At 65.2% G+C, this 21,869-nt stretch carries 22 protein-coding genes; 13 read left to right on the top strand and 9 right to left on the bottom strand.

What is annotated here, in order from left to right:
- Nucleotides 1-108: 108 nt before the first annotated feature.
- The 5 genes from OIU93_RS03255 to OIU93_RS03275 all read right to left on the bottom strand — a co-directional run bounded on the left by OIU93_RS03255 (nucleotide 109) and on the right by OIU93_RS03275 (nucleotide 3,800).
- On the bottom strand, nucleotides 109-1,155 hold the full coding sequence (locus tag OIU93_RS03255; RefSeq protein WP_264268647.1) for a sulfate/molybdate ABC transporter ATP-binding protein: 1,047 nt from the start codon (nucleotides 1,153-1,155) through the stop codon (nucleotides 109-111).
- Complete coding sequence (locus OIU93_RS03260; protein ID WP_264268648.1) at nucleotides 1,152-2,003, bottom strand: ABC transporter permease; 852 nt, start codon at nucleotides 2,001-2,003, stop codon at nucleotides 1,152-1,154. Before OIU93_RS03260 ends, OIU93_RS03255 begins: the two co-directional genes overlap by 4 nt.
- Nucleotides 1,981-2,766 (bottom strand): molybdate ABC transporter substrate-binding protein, encoded by a 786-nt coding sequence (modA, locus tag OIU93_RS03265; RefSeq protein ID WP_264268649.1) that lies wholly within the window; start codon nucleotides 2,764-2,766, stop codon nucleotides 1,981-1,983. The genes OIU93_RS03260 and modA overlap by 23 nt, the downstream gene beginning before the upstream one ends.
- Nucleotides 2,763-3,173 carry a molybdopterin-binding protein gene (locus OIU93_RS03270; RefSeq protein ID WP_264268650.1) on the bottom strand — a complete coding sequence of 137 codons (411 nt, stop codon included), beginning with the start codon at nucleotides 3,171-3,173 and terminating at the stop codon, nucleotides 2,763-2,765. Before OIU93_RS03270 ends, modA begins: the two co-directional genes overlap by 4 nt.
- Nucleotides 3,174-3,332: 159 nt before the next feature.
- Entirely contained in the window at nucleotides 3,333-3,800 is a 468-nt protein-coding gene (locus tag OIU93_RS03275; protein ID WP_264268651.1) for a MarR family winged helix-turn-helix transcriptional regulator, read from the bottom strand.
- Nucleotides 3,801-3,928: 128 nt separating this feature from the next.
- Here OIU93_RS03275 and OIU93_RS03280 point away from each other — a divergent pair, with 128 nt between their 5' ends.
- The 10 genes from OIU93_RS03280 to OIU93_RS03325 all read left to right on the top strand — a co-directional run bounded on the left by OIU93_RS03280 (nucleotide 3,929) and on the right by OIU93_RS03325 (nucleotide 14,027).
- Complete coding sequence (locus OIU93_RS03280; RefSeq protein WP_264268652.1) at nucleotides 3,929-4,855, top strand: SDR family NAD(P)-dependent oxidoreductase; 927 nt, start codon at nucleotides 3,929-3,931, stop codon at nucleotides 4,853-4,855.
- Nucleotides 4,856-4,872: 17 nt separating this feature from the next.
- Nucleotides 4,873-5,766, top strand: a complete 894-nt coding sequence (locus tag OIU93_RS03285; protein ID WP_264268653.1) for an amidohydrolase family protein — start codon at nucleotides 4,873-4,875, stop codon at nucleotides 5,764-5,766.
- The gene (locus OIU93_RS03290) at nucleotides 5,763-6,950 is read left to right on the top strand and encodes an acyl-CoA dehydrogenase family protein (protein WP_264268654.1); all 1,188 of its coding nucleotides are present in this window, start codon (nucleotides 5,763-5,765) and stop codon (nucleotides 6,948-6,950) included. The genes OIU93_RS03285 and OIU93_RS03290 overlap by 4 nt, the downstream gene beginning before the upstream one ends.
- Nucleotides 6,951-7,024: 74 nt before the next feature.
- A complete protein-coding gene (locus tag OIU93_RS03295; protein WP_264268655.1) occupies nucleotides 7,025-7,480 on the top strand; it encodes a MaoC family dehydratase in 456 nt (151 codons plus the stop codon).
- Nucleotides 7,481-7,660: 180 nt separating this feature from the next.
- The gene (locus OIU93_RS03300) at nucleotides 7,661-9,193 is read left to right on the top strand and encodes a long-chain fatty acid--CoA ligase (protein WP_264268656.1); all 1,533 of its coding nucleotides are present in this window, start codon (nucleotides 7,661-7,663) and stop codon (nucleotides 9,191-9,193) included.
- A gap of 271 nt (nucleotides 9,194-9,464) precedes the next feature.
- Nucleotides 9,465-10,463 (top strand): ABC transporter substrate-binding protein, encoded by a 999-nt coding sequence (locus OIU93_RS03305; protein ID WP_264268657.1) that lies wholly within the window; start codon nucleotides 9,465-9,467, stop codon nucleotides 10,461-10,463.
- Between the two features lie 127 nt (nucleotides 10,464-10,590).
- Nucleotides 10,591-11,568 (top strand): ABC transporter substrate-binding protein, encoded by a 978-nt coding sequence (locus OIU93_RS03310; protein ID WP_264268658.1) that lies wholly within the window; start codon nucleotides 10,591-10,593, stop codon nucleotides 11,566-11,568.
- Nucleotides 11,565-12,404: an ABC transporter permease gene (locus OIU93_RS03315; RefSeq protein ID WP_264268659.1), complete on the top strand. Its 840-nt coding sequence runs from the start codon at nucleotides 11,565-11,567 to the stop codon at nucleotides 12,402-12,404. Before OIU93_RS03310 ends, OIU93_RS03315 begins: the two co-directional genes overlap by 4 nt.
- Nucleotides 12,401-13,174, top strand: coding sequence for an ABC transporter permease (locus OIU93_RS03320; RefSeq protein WP_264268660.1), 774 nt, complete (start codon nucleotides 12,401-12,403; stop codon nucleotides 13,172-13,174). The genes OIU93_RS03315 and OIU93_RS03320 overlap by 4 nt, the downstream gene beginning before the upstream one ends.
- Nucleotides 13,164-14,027, top strand: coding sequence for an ABC transporter ATP-binding protein (locus tag OIU93_RS03325; RefSeq protein ID WP_264268661.1), 864 nt, complete (start codon nucleotides 13,164-13,166; stop codon nucleotides 14,025-14,027). The genes OIU93_RS03320 and OIU93_RS03325 overlap by 11 nt, the downstream gene beginning before the upstream one ends.
- Nucleotides 14,028-14,098: 71 nt before the next feature.
- On the opposite strand, the gene OIU93_RS03330 is transcribed toward OIU93_RS03325, so the two are convergent.
- The gene (locus OIU93_RS03330; protein ID WP_264268662.1) at nucleotides 14,099-15,505 is read right to left on the bottom strand and encodes an aminomethyl transferase family protein; all 1,407 of its coding nucleotides are present in this window, start codon (nucleotides 15,503-15,505) and stop codon (nucleotides 14,099-14,101) included.
- A gap of 300 nt (nucleotides 15,506-15,805) precedes the next feature.
- On the opposite strand from OIU93_RS03330, the gene OIU93_RS03335 reads away from it, so the two are divergent.
- Entirely contained in the window at nucleotides 15,806-16,804 is a 999-nt protein-coding gene (locus tag OIU93_RS03335; protein WP_264268663.1) for an ABC transporter substrate-binding protein, read from the top strand.
- A gap of 79 nt (nucleotides 16,805-16,883) precedes the next feature.
- Here OIU93_RS03335 and OIU93_RS03340 read toward each other — a convergent pair whose 3' ends face one another.
- Together OIU93_RS03340 and OIU93_RS03345 are read right to left on the bottom strand one after the other, a co-directional pair.
- Entirely contained in the window at nucleotides 16,884-17,735 is an 852-nt protein-coding gene (locus OIU93_RS03340; RefSeq protein WP_264268664.1) for a methylenetetrahydrofolate reductase, read from the bottom strand.
- A gap of 196 nt (nucleotides 17,736-17,931) precedes the next feature.
- Complete coding sequence (locus tag OIU93_RS03345) at nucleotides 17,932-18,519, bottom strand: PadR family transcriptional regulator (RefSeq protein WP_264268665.1); 588 nt, start codon at nucleotides 18,517-18,519, stop codon at nucleotides 17,932-17,934.
- Between the two features lie 114 nt (nucleotides 18,520-18,633).
- On the opposite strand from OIU93_RS03345, the gene OIU93_RS03350 reads away from it, so the two are divergent.
- A complete protein-coding gene (locus OIU93_RS03350; RefSeq protein ID WP_264268666.1) occupies nucleotides 18,634-19,728 on the top strand; it encodes a Rieske 2Fe-2S domain-containing protein in 1,095 nt (364 codons plus the stop codon).
- 36 nt (nucleotides 19,729-19,764) lie between these two features.
- The gene (locus OIU93_RS03355; protein ID WP_264268667.1) at nucleotides 19,765-20,775 is read left to right on the top strand and encodes a PDR/VanB family oxidoreductase; all 1,011 of its coding nucleotides are present in this window, start codon (nucleotides 19,765-19,767) and stop codon (nucleotides 20,773-20,775) included.
- Between the two features lie 114 nt (nucleotides 20,776-20,889).
- Here OIU93_RS03355 and OIU93_RS03360 read toward each other — a convergent pair whose 3' ends face one another.
- A complete protein-coding gene (locus OIU93_RS03360; protein ID WP_264268668.1) occupies nucleotides 20,890-21,789 on the bottom strand; it encodes a LysR family transcriptional regulator in 900 nt (299 codons plus the stop codon).
- Between the last annotated feature and the right edge of the window lie 80 nt (nucleotides 21,790-21,869).

Below are 21,869 nucleotides of genomic sequence, written 5' to 3' on the forward strand. Positions count from 1 at the left end.
TATCTGCATCCAGTCTGTGGGCGCGGACACCAAACGGCCACGACCATCTCATTGAATGAGAATTATCTGCCGCGTCTCCCGGCGTCCCCGCAAAGACGGAAAGGCAGATCAGGCCGCGTAAATGGTGACGGCGGTGGCCTTGAGCACGAAGTAGGCGAGGGTTCCGGGCACCAGCCCCAGGTCCGCCAGCGCCGCCGGGGTGATGTCGGCGGCCAGGTCACCCGCGCGCACCCGGATGGCGTCGCCGTGCGGCTCCAGGTCCGTCACGGTTGCCTCGAGCATGTTGCGCGGGCTTCCGTGTGGCGGATCCAGGTACACCGAGACGGCGGAGGCGGGGAATGCCGCGGCCGCCGTCTCGCCGGGGATCAGCTCGGTTTCACGGGTGCCGAAGATCCGCCCGAAGGCCGTGTCGATTCCATCCCCGTGGGCGGTGCCGGTGACAAGGTTCAGCCCGGCGAGCCCGGCGGCGAAGCGGGATCGCGGCCTTCCCAGTACGTCCCGGGTTGGACCGCTTTCGGTGATCCGTCCGTTCTCCAAGATGACGACCTTGTCCGCCAGCATCAGCGCATCGAGGATGTCGTGGGTGATGATGATGGCACTGCGCTCGGCGAGGACGTGTTTGAGCAACCGGCGCATCAGGGGCGCGGCGTGGATGTCCAGGGCCGCCATGGGCTCGTCGAGCAACAGCAGGTCGGGTCCCGCTGCCAGCGCCCGGGCGACAGCGACCCGCTGCGCCTGCCCGCCGGACAGTTCGCCGGGCTTCCGTGCGGCCAGGGTCTGAGTGTCCGTGGCTTCGAGCCACCGACGGGCCGCCACCCTGGATTTGGCCGCTCCGGTGCCCTTGCTCCGCGGACCGAACGCGACGTTCTCGAGAACGCTCAGGTGCGGAAAGAGCAGGGGTTCCTGCGCAAGCAACGCGGTGCCCCTCGCGTGCGGCGCCAACCATTGCGGGCGCGCGGAATCGAGGTCAAAGAGCGTGCGCTCGCCGATGGACGCCGTTCCGGAATCCGGGCGCAGCAACCCGGCCATGATCGAGAGCAACGTCGACTTGCCGGCCCCGTTCGGTCCCAAGACCGCCAGGGTCTCGCCCCGGGCCAGATCCAGGGAGACGTCGAAATGCCGTGCGGTGAGCGTGGCTTCAAAACGGATCGTCACCGTGCCGCCCCCGGCATGGCCTTCTTCGTGCGGTGCCCGCCATAGGACAGGGCCACCACGATGACGGCCACTGCAACCAGGACCAGGGACAGGGCCACTGCCGCATCGGCATCGGTCTCGCGCTGCAGGTAGATCTCCAGGGGCAGGGTCCGCGTGACACCCTGCAGGGAACCGGCAAAGGTCAACGTTGCCCCGAACTCGCCGAGGCTGCGTGCAAAGGAGAGGACCGCCCCGGAGGTCAAGCCGGGCAGCACCAGCGGCAGGCTCACCCGACGCAGCACCGTGGTCGGCCGTGCGCCCAGAGTTGCTGCAACGGCTTCGTACTTTCCCCCGGCGGTGCGCAGCGCGCCCTCGAGGCTGACGACCAGGAACGGCAGGGCAACAAAGGTCTGGGCCAGAATGACCGCTGTAGTGGAGAACGCGATCTGGATTCCCGCAATCTCAAGACTGCGGCCCAGCAGGCCCTGGCGCCCGAAGGTGTAGAGCAGGGCGATGCCGCCCACCACCGGCGGCAGCACCAGTGGCAGGAGCACGAAGGCCCGCAGCACGCGCTGGCCCGGGAAGCTTCCACGGGCCAGGACCAGCGCCAGCGGAACGCCCAAGAGGATGCACAGCATGGTGCTGGCCGCCGAGGTGCGCAGGCTCAACCCCAGCGCGCTCAGCGAGGATTCGGAGGTGATGAGGGGAATGAACTGGGGCCAATCAACCCTGGCGAGCATCGCCAGCAGCGGGAGCAGCACAAACAATGCTCCCGCACAGGCGAGGACGTAAATCCACGGGGGAACGGCGGAGTACCCGGTGCCGCTGCGGCGAAACACCGGGGCCCTACGGCTTTCCGAAGCCGGCATCGGCCAGGACCTTCCTGCCCTCGGGGCCGGTCACGGCGGAGATGAACGAGTTGGCCAGATCCTTGTTGGCGCTGGTGGCGACACCGGCTATCGGGTAGGCGTTGACCGCCGTTTTGGATTCGGGGAACTTGATTCCCTTGACCTTGTCGCCGGCCGCCAAGACGTCAGTGACATAGACCAGCCCGGCATCCGCCTCACCGCTGGTCACCTTGCCCAATACGTCGGTGACGGAGGATTCCTCACTGACCGGAGTGAGCGTTGTCATTGCGGCATCCTCGACGCTCTTGGTTGCTGCACCGCACGGCACCTGCGGCGCACAGATGACGACCTTCACCCCCGGAGTTGCAAGGTCGGAAAACGTGGCGATCGAGGCCGGGTTGTCCGGTGGGACCGCGATGGCCAGGGTATTGGTGGCGAAGGTTGTGGGCGCGCCGTCGACGAGACCCGCCGCGGAAAGCTTGTCCATGTTGCTTGGGTCGGCCGACGCGAACACATCGGCGGGTGCCCCTGCGGTGATTTGGGTGACCAGGTCGGAGGACCCGGCGAAGTTCAGCCCGATCGCCGTGCCCGGGTGTTTCGCCTCGAATCCTTCCGCGATCTCGGTAAACGGGGCCTTCAGCGAGGCCGCGGCAAATACGGTGATTTCCCCGCTCGGGCCCGCGCCGGCCGGTGGTGGCTGGGCGGGGGATGCGCATCCGGCCAGTCCCAGGACCCATGCCAAGGCGAGGACGATTGCAGCGCCGATCCTGCGGCGGACGCTCATGTCGCCGTCTTTCCCTGCGGGGATTCGATGATGACGGTGGTCGCCTTGACCACTGCCGTGGCGATCGATCCCAGCTCGAGTCCCAGTTCGCGGGCGGCTTCGCTGCTCATCAGGGACACGACGCGAAACGGGCCGCATTGCAGCTCGACCTGGGCCATGACGGTATCCATGGTGATGCCGGTGACCAATCCGACGAACCTATTGCGGGCCGAGGACCCAACCAGCGACTGGTCATCGGGGAGCTGGGCCTGGCTGCGTGCCAGTTGGGCAAGCTCGAGTCCGTCCACGGCCACGCGACCGGAATCGTCCTTATGCGCGGTAAGGGTTCCGTTGTCGGTCCAGCGGCGAATGGTGTCGTCGCTGACACCGAGGAAGCGGGCTGCTTCGGAGACTCGAATTTTCGGCATGGTTCAATAATGCCTCATATGCGGTGATCCGAGGTTGATATCGTCGCAAATTCCAAATCCGAAGGAGGCTGTCGAGACCAAACGGTGCTGCGGAGGGGCGGGTGGTTCCTTCGTTGCGCAGTGGTGCGGGGCAACGCGGGCGTTGCCGGGGGACTCGGTCTAATCACGGAAGGCAATGCGCGAGAGCAGTTCGCGCAGGGTCTCTTGTTCGGGCTTGCTCAGCATCGCCATGGCAATGGCTTCACCTTCGGCCGTGGCCGTCCGTGCCTTCTTGTAAAGCTGCTCGCCGGCCTTCGTCCCGGTGATGACCTTCGAGCGGCGGTCGTTGGGGTCGGCGGTCCGCTCGACCAGCCCCTCGCCCTCCAACGCGTCCACCAGCGGCACGATCTGGCTCGGATCCAGCGAAAGGAATTCCGCCAGTTCGCGCTGCGTGGGTGCCAGCCCGCTGCAGGCCAGCGAGAGCACCGAGTAGGAGCGGACCTTTAGCCCCAGTGGGGCCAGGAGCCTGTTGGCGCGTGCCGATCCCAGTGAGCGGGTGCGGGCGGTGAGGAACTCGATGTCTCCCGCCAGTTCGCTGGCCAGGAATCGGTCAATGGTGTTCATGGTGGTGCCCGGCTTGGTCGCCATGCTGCTGCCCCTCGGGATTGATAAGAAACTTAATCGTTGACTTTATCAAGAGTTTAAGTTGTTATGTATATAGCAAGGTTCCCACGACAGGGTCGGCGGGGGCAATAACTACCCTTGAAGGAGCAGACATGTCACTGGCTGGAAAAGTTGCAATCGTCACCGGCAGCGGCCGCGGACTCGGCCTGAGCTACGCACAGGAACTGGCCCGCCAGGGTGCCGCAGTGGTCATCAACGACGTCGATGCAGATGTGGCCACCGAGGCCGTAGCCTCGATCAACGCGGCGGGCGGCAAGGCCGTCTCCGTGGTGGCGCCGGTCGGGTCCACCGAAACCGCCAAGGCGCTCGTGGCCTCCGCCGTGGAAAACTTCGGACGCCTGGACATCCTGGTGACCAATGCCGGCGTGCTGCGCGACAAGTCGATCCTGAAGATGACCGACGAGGACTTCGATACGGTCATCAACGTGCACCTGCGCGGCACCTTCACCTGCGTCCGCGAGACCTACGGCTACTTCAAGGAAAACAACATCGCCGGTCGCATCATCACCATCGGCTCGCCCACCGGCCAGCGCGGGAACTTCGGCCAGACCAACTACGCCGCCGCCAAGGCCGGCATCGTGGGCATGGTCCGCACCTGGGCCATGGAAATGAAGCGCGCCGGGGTCACCGTCAACGCCGTCATCCCGGTGGCCGCCACCGCCATGACCAAGACCGTTCCGTTCTTCGCCAAGGCCGTGGAGGCCGACGAGCGCGGCGAAGCCATGCCGGACTTCTTCCGCAAGGAACTGGGCTTCGGCACCGCCGACGACGTTGCCGGTCTCATCGCCTTCCTGGCTTCCGAGGAAGCCGGACAGATCACCGGACAGGCCATCGGCGCCGGCGGAGACCGCCTGCAGCTGTGGAGCCACCCCGAGGCCATCGCCTCGGAATTCAACGACGGCGGCTGGGATTACGCCGCCTTGCGCGAACGCTTCCCGTTCTCCGATAACCTGCAGTCGGTCGGCGAGACGTTCCCCGAGCTGCCGGCCGAGCTGCAGCCCGAACCGGCCGCCAAGTAGAAAGCACCCGCACCACGATGAGCGTTCGCTACGAATCCAGGATCGACCTTGAGGCGATCACCGCAATCGACATGCATGTGCATCTCGAGGTCGACGATTGCGGGCACAAGGCCATGCCGGAGGACCTCTTCGAGGCCTCGGCCGCGTACTTCAAGTCCGAGGAACGCACCCCTTCGGTGGATCGCATCGCGCAGGTGTACCGCGAGGCGAAGATGGCGGCGGTGCTGTTCACCGTCGACGCGCGCACCGCGCTGGGCCACGAGCCGAACTCCATTGACGACCTGGTGGCCGGGGCCGCGCGCAACAACGACGTGCTGATCCCCTTCGGCTCCGTCGACCCGCTCACCGGCCCGGCCGCGATCACCGAGGCGCGCCGCCAGGCGGACGAGCTCGGGGTGCGCGGCTTCAAGTTCCATCCCTCGCTGCAGGGATTTGACCCCTCCTCCCAGGAGTTCTACCCGCTGTGGGAGGTGCTCCAGGAACTGGGGCTGCCGTGCATCTTCCACACCGGTCAGAACGGCATGGGCGCCGGGCTTCCCGGCGGGCGAGGCATCAAGCTGCGCTACTCCAACCCGCTGCTGCTCGACGACGTGGCCGCGGACTTCCCGGGGCTGACCATCATCATGGCCCACCCCTCGGTGCCGTGGCAGGACGAGGCAAACTCGATCGCCACGCACAAGGCGAACGTGTTCATCGACCTTTCGGGCTGGAGCCCGAAGTACTTCCCGGCATCGCTGGTGAAGATGAGCAACAACGTGCTTTCGACCAAGGTGCTCTTCGGCACCGACTACCCGCTGATCACCCCGGCGAAGTGGCTCGGAGCCTTCGCCGAGCTGCCGTTGAAGGAGGAGGTGCGCCCGCTGATCTTGAAGGAGAACGCGGTGCGGGTGCTGGGACTGGGCAAGTCATGACCGATTTCTACCCCAGCGACCAGTACGGCTTCGCCCGGCTGCTGTCCGACGCCGAACGCGCGGCGCTGCTGCGCCTGCGGGCCGTGCTCGATACGCACGTGCGTCCGGTGCTCGCCGATCATTGGGAGCGCGGGGAATTCCCCGAATCCATCGTCGCCCCGCTGATCGAGCTGGACATGATGCGCCCGGCCGAGGTGCTGGCCGCCGGCGAACAGGTTCGCGGCCTCTTCGGGGGCTTTAGGAACTTCGAGCTGGCCCGGGTGGACGCCTCGGTGGTCACCTTCTACAACGCCCAGTCCGGGCTGTTCCGCACCACGGTGAACCTGGGCGGCAGTCCGGAGCAGGCCGCGGAGCTGGATCCGCGCATCGCCTCCTACGAATACAAGGGCGTCTTCGCGCTCACCGAACCGGACCACGGATCGGATATCGCCGGGGGCCTGGCCACCACCGCCACATTCACCGACGACGGCCGGGGAGGGCACTGGGTGATCAACGGAGCCAAGCGCTGGATCGGCGGAGCGGCCCAGGCGGACGTGCTGGCCGTCTTCGCCCGCGACACCGCGGACGGAAAGGTCAAGTGCTTCCTGGTTCCCACCGACGCGCCGGGCGTGAAGCTGAGCAAGATCGAGCGCAAGACCAGCCTGCGGATCATGCAGAACGCCGACATCGAGTTGGTTGACGTCACGGTTCCGGAGACGGCGCGGCTGGCGAACATCAACTCCTTCGCCGACGTCGCGGCCTGCCTGCGCAACATGCGCTCGGACGTCGCCTGGATCGCCGCAGGCGCGGCGGCCGGCGCCTACGAGGCGGCGCTGAAGTACGTCACCGAACGCCACCAGTTCGGCAAGCCGCTGGCGTCCTTCCAATTGATCCAGGAAAAGCTTGCCACGATGCTCACCAACGTGACAGCCTCCCTGGCCATGGTCACCAGCCTGACCCAGGCCCAGGACGAAGGCATCTACAAGGACGAGAACTCGGCCATGGCCAAGATGTTCACCGCGCGCATGCTGCGCGAGACCGCCGCTCTGGCGCGGGAGGTCTGCGGGGGCAACGGCATCGTGCTGGACTACGATGTCGCCCGCTTCCACGCCGACGCCGAGGCCATCTATTCCTACGAGGGCACCGACGATATTAACGCGTTGATCCTCGGCCGGGCCATCACCGGCATCGGGGCCTTCCGCTAAGGAAGGTCCCGGCACCACCAGGTCTTTTTCCAAACACGTCAATACCAACCACATCATTAAGAGGAGTACCTATCATGGGCCAGACAGTTCTTTCGTACGAGCAGCTCGCAACCGCGGCCGGCACCGACCTGGGCTACAGCGACTTCCGCACCGTCACCCAGGACCAGGTCAACACGTTCGCCGACGCGACCGATGACCACCAGTGGATCCACACCGACCCGAAAAAGGCCAAGGACGGACCCTTCGGCGGACCGATCGCCCACGGTTACCTGTCCCTGAGCCTGCAGATCGCCTTCTGGTCCGAGCTCTTCGACGTCACCGGGGTCTCCACCCGCGTGAACTACGGCCTGGACAAGGTCCGCTTCCCCTCGCCGGTGCCCGTCGGTGCACAGATCCGCATGAAGGCTCAGATTTCCGAGGTTGAAGAGGTCAAGGGCGGCTACCAGATCGCCGTCGACCAGGTCGTCGAGGTCGAGGGCGCCCCGAAGCCGGCCGTGGTGTCCCGCGGCATCTACCGCTTCTACGCATAACCGTCGTTCCGGGCACGCCGCGCGGCGGCTGGCCCGGTGCGGCTGACCCAGGTGGGCGTGGGAAGCCCCGCGCCCACCTGGGGCGCCGTCCCCCCTTGTGCCCGAAATTGCACAGCCCCCACACTTGAACACACCTCGGCAGCGCCATCGAAACAGCGGTGGATGGAAGGAGAAACGCTCATGTTGAACCAAGGACTTGGAAGCTGGATCCACAAACGCCGCGTGAAGTCGCACGGACAAGCGGCCGTCATTGACGGCGCGGTGACGCTGCGCTACGAAGAGCTGGCCGAGCGCATCGACAGGCTGGCCAACGCGCTCGCGGGTGCGGGGATCGGGCGCGGGGACCGCGTGGCCTACCTGGGCAACAACCATCCCGCCTTCCTCGAGACGCTCTTTGCCTGCGGCAGCCTCGGCGCGATATTTGTTCCGGTCAACACCAGGCTGGCACCGCGCGAGGTGGCCTTTGCCCTGCAGGATTCCGGAACCAGCCTGCTGGTCAACGCCCGCCAGTTGGAGTCCCTGGCCGTGGCGGCCACCGAGATCGCCCCCGTCGCCGCGCGGCTCGTCGTGGAGGAGAACCCCGAGGCCGTGGGGTCCTACGAGGCGGCCATCCGCTCGGCTTCGGCGGAACACCGGGACGAGCCGGTCTCGCTTGAGGACACCGCCATCATCCTCTACACCTCCGGCACCACCGGGAACCCCAAGGGCGCGATCCTGACCCACGGGAACATGACGTGGAATTCGCTGAACGTGCTGGTCGACTACGACGTCACCAGTACCCAGGTGGCGTTGATGATCGCACCGATGTTCCACGTCGCTTCCCTGGGGATGGGCGCGCTGCCCACCCTGCTCAAGGGCGGAACCCTGGTCCTGCAGGACCGCTTCGAGCCCTCGGCGGTGCTGGCGGCCATCGAGCGCCACGGCGTCACCGCGCTCTCCGGGGTGCCGACCACCTACCAAATGCTCGCCGAGCACCCCGCGTGGGAAGCCACCGACCTTTCCTCGATCTGCATGCTCACCTGCGGCGGATCCGCCGTCCCGATGCGGGTGCTTGAGGCCTACGAGGCCCGCGGGTTGTCCTTTTCCGGGGGCTACGGCATGACCGAAACAGCCCCGGGCGCCACGTCGCTGCAACCCGAGTACTCCCGCGAAAAGGCCGGATCGGCCGGGCTTGCGCACTTCTTCACCGGCATCCGCGTCGTCGACGCCCTGGGGGAGGACCTTCCAGCCCACGAGGTCGGGGAAATCCTGATCGAGGGCCCCAACGTGATCCCCGGCTACTGGAACCGGGAGGACGCCACGGCGTCCTCCTTCCAGGACGGGATGTGGTTCAAGTCCGGCGACATGGGGTACCTGGACGACCAGGGTTTCCTCTTCATCGCGGACCGTCTGAAGGACATGATCATTTCCGGCGGGGAAAACGTCTACCCGGCCCAGGTCGAGCAGGCCATCATGGAATTGCCCGCGGTGGCCTCCGTGGCGGTGATCGGCGTTCCGGACGAGAAATGGGGCGAGGCCGTGCATGCGGTCATCGTTCCCGTGGAGGGACAGCACGTCACGCGCGAGGACATCGCCGCCCACCTCGACGGGAAGCTGGCCCGTTACAAGATCCCGCGCACCATCGAGGTCGTTGCGGACCTGCCGCGCACGGCCAGCGGAAAGATCCGCAAGACCGACCTGCGCGAGAACCACCGCAAGAGCACCCTGGCCTGAGCCCGGGGCAAGACTACGGAGGCGGGGGAAGACACAAGCGTGTCTTCCCCCGCCTCCGGCGTTTCCCGGCTGCGGGGTGAACGGCCACCTGCCTTCCTGCCCGCTGGCACTGGTCCCGCAGCCCATGTGCCAAGGCCGACCAGAGCATTCAATGAACAATTATTGATTTCCTCAATGGTTTGGTTTAGGTTGTAGATATGGCCTGTGGCGAGGGTCACACATCGCAAATGAAGCCGGGGTTTCTTGGCCCCCGGACTAGCAAGGAGAACTCATGAAGAAGCGTCTTTCCACGCTCATCGCAGGCGCATCGATTGCCGCGCTGGCGCTGACCGGTTGCGGCCAGGGCTCGCTTTCCGGCTCGGCCGCGTCCGACAGCGAGTCGGCGGGCGCCTCGGGCGACGGCGCGTTGACGAAGGTGGTCGTCGGGGTCTTGCCCATCGCTCCGTCCGTGGCGGTGAAGTACGGAATCGACAAGGGGATTTTCGAAAAGCACGGGCTGGACGTGGAATTCACGACCAGTTCGGCCGGTGCCGCGATGCTGCCCGCTGTCTCCACCGGGGACCTGAACTTTGCCGTCGGCAACCCGCTCTCCGTGCTGACCGCCGTGGACAAGGGCCTGGACATGAAAATCGTCTCCGGCTACTCGGATTCCAAGGCCGAGGGCGATGACATCAACGGCGTGGTCGTGCGCGCCGACTCGGGGATCAAGGACTTTGCCGGCCTGGCAGGCAAGACCACCTCGGTTAATGCACTGAAGACGCAAGGGGACCTGACCATCATGGAATCAGCCACGATCGACGGCGGGGACGCGGGCGCCCTGAAATTCTCGGAGATGCCGTTCCCGGACATGGAAGCCCAGCTCGACCGCGGCAATATGGACGCCGTCTGGCTCCCGGAGCCGTTCCTGTCCAAGGCCCTGGCCAACCCGGACAACGAACTGCTTGGCTACCCGAACCAGAAGGCCATCCCGGGCTTGCCGACCATGGTCAGCTTCACCAGCGGCAAGTACGCCCAGGAAAACCCCGAGGTCGTCGCCGACTTCAAGGCCGCAATGACCGAAACCTTGGCAGCGGCCGAGGACGACCAGGCCGGCGCCAAGGCCATGTTGCCGGAATTCATGAAGATGGACGCCAAGGTGGCCGAAAACCTGAAGATGGAAACCTGGGACGGCGTCGTGCCCAGCGATCAGCTGGCCAAGCTCGCCGAACTCGCAGCCAAGCTCGAATTCCTCTCCAAGGCCCCGGACGTCGAGGCCATGACCATCAAGTAGCGGCCGCGCCCCGGGGCGCGGCATGCAGCAACCAGCGTGCGGCGCGGAGGGCACTCCCGCGCCGCACGCCCAACGATCCATGGCGGGGCATCCCGCCGCACCCACCGTCAAGGCACGATGAGGATTCATGAGAAACAAACTTACACTCGCAATGGCCGCACTGGGGATCCTGGCCCTGGGCGCCTGCGGTTCGGGGTCGCCCAGCGGCCAGACCGCCTCCACGGCCGCGGATGGCGGAGCCGGCCTGGAGAAAATCACCGTCGGAGTCATCCCGATCGTGGACACCGCGCCGATCTTCTTGGGTGACTCCAAGGGCTTCTTCGAAGCCGAGGGCCTGGACCTGGACATCCAGACCGCCACCGGCGGCTCGGCCATCGTGCCGGGGATACAATCCGGAAGTTATGACTTCGCCTTCTCCAACTACGTCTCGCTCATGGTCGCCAACGACAAGGGCCTGAGCATGAAGGTCGTTGCCAACGGCGTGACCACTTCCGGGAACGAGGACGGGGACTTCGGTGCCGTGGTGGTCCCGAAGGACTCGCCCATCAAGAGTCCGAAGGACCTGGCAGGCAAGAAGGTCTCGGTGAACAACCTTTCCAACATCGGAGACATCACCGTTTCGCAGGTCGTCAAGGACGACGGCGGGGACCCGAGCACCGTTGACTTCGTCGAGGTTCCGTTCCCCGAGGCCCCGGCGGCCCTGGAAAACGGCATCGTGGATGCCGCCTGGATCCTCGATCCCTTCCTGGTCCAGGCCAAGGGCGACGGCGCGCGGGTCGTGAGCAACAACTTCTCCGACTTCGATCCGGAACTGGACATCGCCGGCTACTTCACCTCCACGGACAAGGTCGCCGCCGAACCCGAGCTGACGGCCAAATTCCAGCGCGCCATGAACAAGTCGCTGGAATACGCGAACGAGAACCCGCAGGAGGTCCGCGACATCGTGGGCACCTACACCAAGATCGACGAGGAAACCCGCGCCAAGCTGGTGCTGCCGCGCTACCGCGTGGACATCAACAAGGACGCAGCACAGAAGCTCGGCGATGCGACCCGGGAATTCGGGGCCATTTCCAAGCCCGTTGACCTCGAGACCCTGTTGCCATGACCCAAACGACCGAACCATCGACGCGCGCCGCGGTGAAGGCCAAGGCCTCCCGCGTGCCGTCCAAGGGTCTGCCGAAGTGGGTGTTGGGTCTGGTGGGCATCGTGGTGTTCCTGGGGTTCTGGGAGTTGATGCCGGCCCTGGGAGTGGTGCAGGCGAAGTACCTGCCGCCGGCTTCCGAGGTCATTGCGGCGCTGGTGACGGACCTGGGTTTGACGGCGTTCTGGGTGGCCGTGGGTGACACCATGGCCGCCTGGGCGATCGGGTTGGCGATTGCGGTGGTGGCCGCGCTGGTGTTGGGCTTGGTGATCGGGATGTCCCCGTTTTTGCGGCGCTTCACCAACTCGAGCATCGAGTTTTTGCGTCCGATCCCGTCGGTGGCGCTGATCCCGCTGGCGGTGTTGCTCTTTGGCATCAAGATCGAGTCCTCGCTGCTGTTGATCGTCTATGCCTGCTTCTGGCAGGTGCTGATCCAGGTGCTTTACGGGGTGGCGGACGTGGACAACGTGGCCATGCAGACCGCGCGGTCCTACGGCTTCTCCTACGCGCAGCGGGTGCGGGACGTTGTGTTCCCCACGATGCTGCCGTACCTGATGACGGGTATCCGGTTGGCCGCCTCGGTGGCGCTGATCCTGGCGATCACCGCGGAGTTGCTGATCGGGTCCCCGGGTCTGGGCAAGGAGATTGCCTTGGCCCAGTCCGGCGGCGCGATTTCCGGGATGTATGCGTTGATCCTGGCCACCGGGTTCCTGGGAGTGGGCATCAACGCGGTGACGCGTGTGGTGGAGAAGCGGGTCCTGTCCTGGCACCCGTCGGTTCGCGGGGAGGCGACGGTATGAAAACCCTGAAATCCTTCGGCTACCTGTTGGGGTTGCCGCTGATCCTGTTGGCCTGGTGGTGGCTGGCCACCTCCGGGGAGCCGAACTTCTTCGTGCCCACCCCGGCGAAGCTTCTGACGACGTTCGTGGAGACCTGGTTCGGGGAGCGGATGCTCACCGACGTGCTGCCCAGCATCATGCGCCTTCTCGTCGGCGTGCTGGCCGCGATCGTGCTGGGCATTGTGCTGGGGCTGGCCGTGGGCCTGAACCGCACGCTGCGTGCGGTGACCGAGCCGGTGTTCGAGTTTTTCCGGGCGCTGCCGCCGCCGGTGCTGGTGCCGGTGCTGATGCTGCTGGTGGGCATCAACGACGGGATGAAGATCGCCGTGATCATCTCCGGCTGCGTCTGGCCGGTGCTGTTGAACACCATCGAGGGCGTGCGTTCCATCGACCCGGTGCAGAACGAGACCTCGCGGTCCTACGGGATCACCGGGTTCTCCCGGATCCGCTACCAGATCCTGCCTTCGGCGACCCCGACCATCATGGCCGGGGTGCGCCAGGCGCTGTCCATTGGGTTGATCCTGATGGTCATCTCCGAGATGTTTGCCTCGTCCTCCGGGCTGGGCTTCACCATCGTGCAGTTCCAGCGGTCCTTCGCGGTCCCGGAAATGTGGTCCGGCATCGTGGTGCTGGGACTGATCGGCGTGGCCCTGTCCTTCATATTCCAATGGGTCCAGCGGCGCGTGCTGCGCTGGTACCACGGCCTGAAAGAGGTTGAAAATGCTGTCTAACAATCCCACGTCCCACCAAGGCGGGCGGACCCTGCCCGAGGGGCAGGCACTGCTGTCGGTCCGCGGACTGAAGAAGGTCTACCACACCGATGCCGGGGACATCGAGGCGGTGCGGAACCTGACCTTTGATTTGGGCCGCGGCGAGCTGGTCTGCCTGGTCGGTCCCTCGGGCTCGGGCAAGACGACGCTGCTCAAGTGCATCGCCGGGCTGTTGGGCACCACCGCCGGGGAGGTGCTCCTGGACGGGCAAAAGGTCACCGGGCCGCCGAAGAAGATGGCGGTCGTGTTCCAGGAATACGGGCGCTCCCTGTTCCCGTGGCTGCGCGTCGCGGAGAACGTCGAGCTGCCGCTGAAGAACGCCGGTGTTCCCCGGGAGGAGCGCAAGCGCCTGGTGGCAGAGGCGCTGGAGGCGGTGGGCCTGGCGCACGTGCCCAAGTCCTACCCGTGGCAGCTCTCCGGCGGCATGCAGCAGCGCGTGGCGATCGCCCGCGCCGTGGCCTACCAGCCCGAGGTGCTGTTGATGGACGAGCCCTTCGCCGCGGTGGACGCGCAGACCCGTGCGGACCTGGAGGACCTGATCCGCAGTGTCTGGAAGAAGCTGGGCGTCACGGTCCTGTTCGTCACCCACGACATCGACGAGTCGATCTACCTGGGGGAGCGTGTGATCATCCTGTCCTCCTCCCCGACGATCGTGCAGGAGGACATCGTGATCGACCTTCCGGCCGAGCGGGACCAGCTGGAGACCCGGTCGCTGCCGCGCTTCACCGAGCTGCGCCACCACGTGTATGCGGAGATCCAGAAGGCCAAGGCGGGGCACCGCCCCGAGGAAGCCATCACCATGACCGCCAAGTAGCGCCTTGGTCGACCAACGACGCAGGGCCGCCGACTCCCGAGGGAGCCGGCGGCCCTGCGTCCGTAACCGGCCTACTTCCCGTAGGAGGTGCGCCATCCGCCCTGGTATTCGGCCCGGGCCACGTTCGAGTACGGCACCGGGCTGACCACCACGCGGGCCTCGAACTGGCGGTGCTCCTCGACGGTGGTCTTCTTCGTCCCGCCGTCGGGCTCGCCCCAGACCACCCGCAGCTCGGTGCCCTCCGGAACATCCGGATCGACCACGGCCAGGGACAGGCCGCGGCGCTCATTGGAGCTGTAGCCGGTGAACATGGACAGGCCCACGGTCTTGCCGTCGGCATCGATGACGCGGTCGTAGTTCGAGGATCCGTAGTTGGCCAGCGGCAGGTCGAAGTACTTGTAGGGGAGGGCGTCCGGGTCGAGCATGGAGGTCAGGATGGCGCCCAGGTCCTCCGCGTTCCAGGCCAGGGTGACCTTCTTGCGCTGGGTGGCCGGATCGATCTTCTCCAGTGCCTCGCGGCCGATGAAGTCGTGGTCGAATTTCACGAAGGACCCGTATCCGAGCTCCCAGGGCGTGTGGTAATAGTCCTCGATATTCGGTGAAACGAAGCTGCCCGCCACGGCATTGAGCGCCTCGTAGCTGTCCGCGCCCAACCATTCGCGGTAGCCGCGCAGCTCCTCGCCGGTGTAGATCCCCGGCAGCGGGGAAGGAATCCAACCGGATTCCAGGGTGTTGGAGGGATACGCCCGGGCTCCGACGGGAACCATTCCGAATTCGGCCCCCGCATCCAAGACGGCCTCGCGGATCACATCGTAGGAATCGTACGGACCCCAGATTTCCAACCCGGGTGCCCCTGCCATGCCGTGGCGCAGGGTGCGCACCTGCTGTCCGGCGATGGACATCGTGCCCATGGTAAAGAAGCGCTGTTGTTCCAGCGGCTCCCCATTCAGTTTTTCGATGATGTTCCAGGCCTGCGGCCCCTGGATCTGGAAACGCCAGTACTTGCGTTGCACCGGCTTGCCCATGGGGCGCGAGGGGGAGCGGCGGTCCACCTCGATCTGCACGTCGTACCCGCCGGTTTCCGCCTGGAAGAGCAGCCAGTTGGCGGCCGGCGCCCGGCCCACATAGACGTAGTCGTCCTGCGCCTCGTGGAAGAGGATGCCGTCGCCGATGACGTGTCCGGAGGGGGTCGTGGGCACGTATTGCTTGGCCCGGTTGACCGGGAAGGAGGCGACGCTGTTGATCGCGGTGTCCGAGATGAGCTTCAGGGCGTCCGGGCCCTTGATGAAGAGGTTGTCCATGTGGTGCGTCTGGTCGTAGAGCACTGCGGACTCCCGCCACGCGCGCTGTTCACTGCGCCAGTTGGAGAATTCCGGGGCCACGACCGGGTAGACGTAGGCACCGAGCTGGGAATTGCGCAACAGCTCGACGGTGTTTCCGGCGGCATCCATGACGTCTTGTAGGTTCTTGGGTGACATGCGAGAAGGCTTCCTTTCCTTGGGGGAGCGGTGCCCGCAACGACGGGGTCCGCCCTGGAACTCGAAGGCGCAGCCTACCGGCCGCTACCCTGACCCTAAGCCACCCAACTCACTAAGTCGATAGCTATTCACGCGAAAATCAGGCCGCGCCCGCCCGACGGTGATCGAGGTGAGGGTCCACAAGTTGGCGAGGAGCAAAAGATTAGTTCCAAACTCTCCCCAAATCACTATCAAAATAGGTAGTATGCGACGTACATCACTCGTCGTTCGGGGAGACCCCCGAGAATCCTGGAGACCAGCATGAACAAGATCAAGGGGGCCCTGGCCCTGCTTGCGGCATTGAGCCTGGCCGCCTGCGGCAGCGGATCGCCGTCGAGCGGCCCGGCCGAATCGTCCACGGGGGCGGCGACCGTCAGTGGTGCGGCCACCGCGCTGGAACAGATCGAGGTTGGCGTGATCCCGATCGTCGACGTTGCCCCGATCTATCTTGGCGTCAAGGAGGGGCTCTTTGAAAAGGAAGGCCTAGACGTCAAGCTGACCCTGGCCCAAGGCGGAGCGGCCATCGTCCCGGCCATCACGAGCAAGCAGATGGACTTCGGCTTCTCGAACGTCACCTCCATGATCGTGGCCCGTTCAAAGAACCTGCCGCTGAAGATGGTGGCACCCGGGGGCAGCTCCACCGGCGACACCAAGGCGGACTTTGCCGCGGTGATGACCAAGCCGGACAGCGGCATCAAGGACATCAAGGACCTGGTGGGAAAGAAGGTCGCCGTGAACACCCTGAACAACATTTCCGACTCCACCATCAGCGAGGCCGTGAAGCTGGCCGGCGGAGACTACACGAAGGTTCAATTCGTGGAGATGGGCTTCCCCGACATGGCGGCACAGCTCGCTGCCGGCAACGTCGATGCGATGGCGGCGGTCGAACCCTTCGTGACCATCTCCGAGGCCGACGGAAACGTTCCGGTCTTCTCCAACTACGCCGAGCCGGTCGATGACCTGACCGTCGCCGTCTACTTCACCTCGGATGAGTACATCGAGGAGAATCCCGAAACGGCGGCCAAGTTTGCCCGGGCCATGATTGCCTCGCAGAAGTTCGCCGATGAGAACCCGGATAAGGCCAAGGCGGTTCTTCCCGACTACACCTCGCTGGAACCGGACGTGATTGAGAAGCTCACGATGCCCCGCTTCTACACCGAGGTGAATGAGGCTTCCATTGAGAAGATTGCCGAGATCTCGCTGGACCGCGGGCTCATCGAGCAGGTCCCGGATCTTGTGGCACTGCTGCCTGCCAAGTAGCACGCAGATGACATGACGGCGGTGGCCCGCCGGGAATGGGATTTCCCGGCGGGCCACCGTTGTCGCATGTTGTTGGGCGTCAGCGATGTGCGGCGACCCAGTCCGCGGTCGTCTCGATGCCGCCGAAGGTGTAGAAATGCAGCTTGACCTCACCGTGGACTCCCGAATTATAGTGCCGTGCCAGATCGGCGATAAAGCGCTCGGGACCGGCGGTCCCGAGCAGATTGCCCAACGAAAACCCGTAGCGCTTGGCGACCCCGGCGGAGGAGACCACCCCGAACCTTCGTGCGTAGCCCAGCAGACGCTTGATTCCCGCGGGGCCCGGGACTCCGATGCGCGCCGGCAGCGTGATTCCACGGCCACGCAGCTCAGTGAGCCAGTCCAGCACCGGAACGGTGTCGAATCCGAACTGGGTGATGATTTCCCCCTGCAGGCCCTGCTCTCGCAACGCTGCGTTCTTGGCCTCGAGTGCGGACCAAAGGGATTTGGCCTCGATGTCAGCGTGGCCATCGGGATAGCCGGCGATCGACACCTTTTCCACGCCGAATGCCTCGAGCCGGCCGGAGGTGATCAGCGACAGGGAATCGGGAAAGGGGCCGAGGGGCTCGGCCGGATCGCCTCCCACAACAAAGACGTGGCTTGCCGCCTCGACTTGCCCCAGCGCCTTGAGGAAACCGTCAAGTTCAGCGTGGGATGAAAGCCTGCGGGCCGAAATGTGCGGCACGGGATGAAGTCCGGCCTTCTTGACGGCCGCGGCTGCCGCCACCCGCATCTCCAAGTCCTCGTTGCCTAGAAAGGTGACGTTGACCGGGGTTCTGGGCGGCAGTGCGGGTGACGCAGCTTCGAGTGCCGGGATGTCCTTGCCCGTCATTTCCAGGGAAAATCCGGCTAGCAGGTCGCCGACCGTGATGCTGGAATGGTCCGTTGCCATCGGTGTAGCCCCTTCCGCGCCCCGTGGGGCAGATCGACGTCATTGCCTATGCCCATAGGTATATCCCGGATGCCGGCCACTGTCCATGGCCCGAGATGGTGCGGCGGCACGGCGCAGTGCTCGAGGTTGACATCCGGCTACGGGCTCTGGCCGTCATCAAGGGCATGCGATGTTAGTCCGCTGGGGGCAAGGGGAGTCACTGCTCGCTGTTGAGCCGATCGACGAGCTTGAGTCCGCGCCGCGCCCAGGCGATCTCGGCTTCGGCCTGAGTGATGAGTCCCTCGTAGGTGAATGTCTTGTAGGCCTTGGTTTTCGCGCGGTCCGCATCTGAAGTCTTGGACAGGCGCCGGTTGAGCATGGCGCTGGTGCCGTCTTCTATCTCCGTGATCTTCTCCCGCCACTGTTCCAGCAGTCCGGTGTGGTGCTCGATGTGGACGCGCAGTTGTTCCTTGGCTGCTTCCGGGTCCGCCCATTCCAAGTAGGCGGCCTTCAGGTGCGCGGGGTCGCGGGTGCGCGCGTATTCCAGAGGGGTGTTCATCCAGGTCCTGAATGCCGCCTTGCCCGCCTCGGTGACATGGTACTGGCGTTTCTTGCCGCGCGGGCCCCAGGGGATTTCCTCGCCCTCGAGCAACCCCTCGGATTCCATGCGCTTGAGTTCCGGATAGATCTGGGAGTCGGGGGCATGCCACACATGTCCGACCGAGGACTCGAACTGCTTGTGCAGGTCGTATCCGGTCATCGGTTCGACGACGAGCAGGGCAAACAATGCGTTACGGAGACTCATGGCAACTTTCCTCGGACGCGGGTGTTGCAAATCACTATATCCGCAGTTAGTCTATGACCACCGCCACTAACTATGTCGATAGGTAGTTAGCTACCGTATCGAAAGGAAAATCCCATGACCGTCGTCTCCGCCACCAGCTCCACCACCAACAAGGTCCTGCCACACCCGCTGAACGCGTGGTACGTGGCCGGCTGGGACCACGAGGTCACGCGCAAGCCGATGTCCCGTCGCATTGCCAATCGCCCGGTGGCGCTTTACCGCACCGAGGACGGGAAGGCCGTTGCGCTGGCCGATGCCTGCTGGCACCGACTGGCCCCGCTGTCGAAGGGCAAGACCGTGGGCAAGGACGGGATCCAGTGCCCGTACCATGGGATCGTCTACAACTCGGCCGGCCGCTGCGTCTCGATGCCCGCCCAGGAAACCATCAACCCCTCGGCCACCGTTCCCTCCTTCCCGGTCGTGGAGCGCTACCGCTACGTGTGGGTTTGGCTGGGAGATCCGACCCTGGCCGACCCGGACCTGGTACCCGACATGCACCAGATGTCCAGCGACGAGTGGGCGGGGGACGGGCTCACCATCCACGCGGCCTGCAACTTCCAGCTGGTGCTGGACAACCTCATGGACCTCACCCACGAGGAATTCGTGCACTCCTCCACGATCGGGCAAGAGGAGCTGAGTGAATCGGACTTCGTCACCGTCCGCGAGGGCAACAAGGTCACGGTCACCCGCTGGATGCGCAATATCGACGCCCCGCCGTTCTGGGCGAAGAACATGCGCGACAAGTTCCCCGACTTCGAAGGCAAGGTCGACCGCTGGCAAATCATCAACTTCGAGGCCCCCTCCACCATCAACATTGACGTGGGCGTGGCCAAGGCCGGCACCGGAGCCCCGGAGGGCGACCGCAGCCAGGGCGTCAACGGATTCGTCATGAACACCATCACGCCGGAGACCGACCGCTCCTCCCACTACTTCTGGGCCTTCATGCGCAATTACCGCCTGGACAGCCAGCTGATCACCACCCAGCTGCGCGACGGCGTCCACGGGGTATTCGGCGAGGACGAGGAAATGCTCATGGCCCAGCAGGCAGCCATCGACGCCAACCCGGACTACGAGTTCTACAACCTGAACATCGATTCGGGCGGCATGTGGGTGCGCCGCATCCTCGAGGCGATGCTGGCCGCCGAGGGACGCCTGGCCGTCTCCGCCTAGGGGTGGACGGACTGCGAAGGGATACGGACAAGGACCATGGCAGCAACAAACATTGAAACCTGGCAATCGGCCACCGTCGAACAGGTGGTTCCGGTCGCCGACGGCATTGCACGCATCGTGCTCATACCCTCCCTGCCGCTGAAGGCCGAGCCGGGCTCGCACGTGGACCTGATGGTTCAGGTCAACGGGGAGGCGGCCAAGCGCTCCTACTCGGTGGTCGAATCCAGCGACGACGGCACCCGTCTGGTGATCAGCGTGATGAAGGCCCCGCTCTCGCGCGGCGGCTCGATCTTCATGCACTCGCTGGTTCCCGGGCAGCAACTGGAAATCACCCAGCCGCTGCAGAACTTCCCGCTGCGCGTCGGCGCGCGGCGCTACATCCTGCTCGCCGGTGGCATCGGCATCACCGCGATCGCCAACATGGCCGCGGTGCTCAGGCGGCTGAAGGCCGACTACACCGTGGTGTACGTGGGCCGAACCCGCAGCGCGATGGCCTACCTGGCCGAATTGTCCGAACTGCACGGGGAACGGCTGCAGCTGCACGTCGACGACGAGGGCAGCCCGCTGAGGGTCCCCGAGCTGGTGGGCCGCGCCGATGCGGACACCGAACTGTACATGTGCGGGCCCATCCGGCTGATGGATGCGGTGCGCCGCAACTGGGCCGAGCGCGAACTGGATTTGCCGAACCTGCGCTACGAGACCTTCGGCAACAGCGGCTGGTACGACCCCGAGGAATTCATTGTGCGCGTCCCCAAGCTTGACCTGGAGGTCGTGGTCCCGCAGGGCCGCTCGATGCTCGAGGCCCTCGAGGACGCCGGGGCGGAAATGATGTACGACTGCCGCAAGGGCGAATGCGGACTTTGCGAGGTGCGCATCACCGCGCTCTCCGGGGCCATCGACCACCGCGACGTGTTCTACTCCGAACGCCAGCAGCGGCTCTCCACCAAGATGAATTGCTGCGTCTCGCGCGCCGTCACCTCCGCCACCGGCGCCAAAGCCGACGCGGCCCACGCGGGCCCGGCAATCATCACCATCGAGCCGAACTAGGCGCGAACACCACCGCAAAGCACCCTCCGGCCCTGGCGAGCGGAATGGAGGGTGCTTTGTCGACTTGGGAAGGAACCAGCCGGCCGGATCCCGTTGCCGCCGGCCATCTGGCAGCTACCGTGCGGCCGGGCCCGTGCCGGGCAACGGGGTGAAGTGCCGTCGGATGAGCTCTAGGATGATGTCTTGGGCCGGCGTGTTCACCGCGGCCCGACGGCGTAGTATGCCCACGGGTGGCTGGACGGCAGGCACTACCGGCACCATAGTGATCCCCGGCAGGTGCGGCGCGGCCGTGGCGGAAAAGAAAGAGGTTCCCAACCCGGCGGCGACAAGCCGGGCCGTGGTGAACAGTTGCTTGGACTCCAGCAGGATGTTGGGTTCAATCCCGACGGCCGCGAAACGCGCCAGGATGATCTCCCGGATCAGGGACGACGAATCCATGAGGACGAGCGGTTCGGCTTCCAACTGGCTGAAATGCACGGATTCGAGCTGGGCGAAAGGATGGGACGGGGCCACGCCGAGGTTCACCGTGACGAAACCCAAAGGATTGAATTCGAACCGGGCGTCGAAGGTACCGCGAACCACCAGACCAAGATCCAGTTCCTGGGCCAGGATCTTTTCAGCGATCGCCACCGAACCGGTTTCAACGATCGAGACGTCGAAAGTGGTTTCGGACCGATCCAGCATCATCAATTCCGGAATCACCTCCGGACCCATCATCGGGGGGACGCCGATGCGGATATTCTCCATTGCCGGGGAAAGATGGGCACGCATGGCCGTTTGCGTCTGCTCCACCTCGGCGAGGATCCGCTGCGCCCGATCCTGGAAGAGCCGGCCCGCATCGCTGAGGTTCACCCCGGTTGAGGTTCTCTCAAGGAGCCGGACCCCCAACTCGGACTCGAGCCGGCGCACGGCGTGTGACACCGCAGGTTGGGATACAAAAAGCTCGCCTGCTGCATCGGTGAAGCTTCGGGTCCGCGCGACGGCAAGAAAATACTCGACCTGACGTAGGTCCACGGGCGAACTCCCCTCGGATGGTTGCATGGAATACGCATGCGTGCCCATGGGAACGGGCACGCTTGCGTATTCTATGCGGT

Origin of the sequence: Paeniglutamicibacter sp. ZC-3, from assembly GCF_025847175.2 — a bacterium.
GTDB classification, from domain to species: domain Bacteria; phylum Actinomycetota; class Actinomycetes; order Actinomycetales; family Micrococcaceae; genus Paeniglutamicibacter; species Paeniglutamicibacter sulfureus.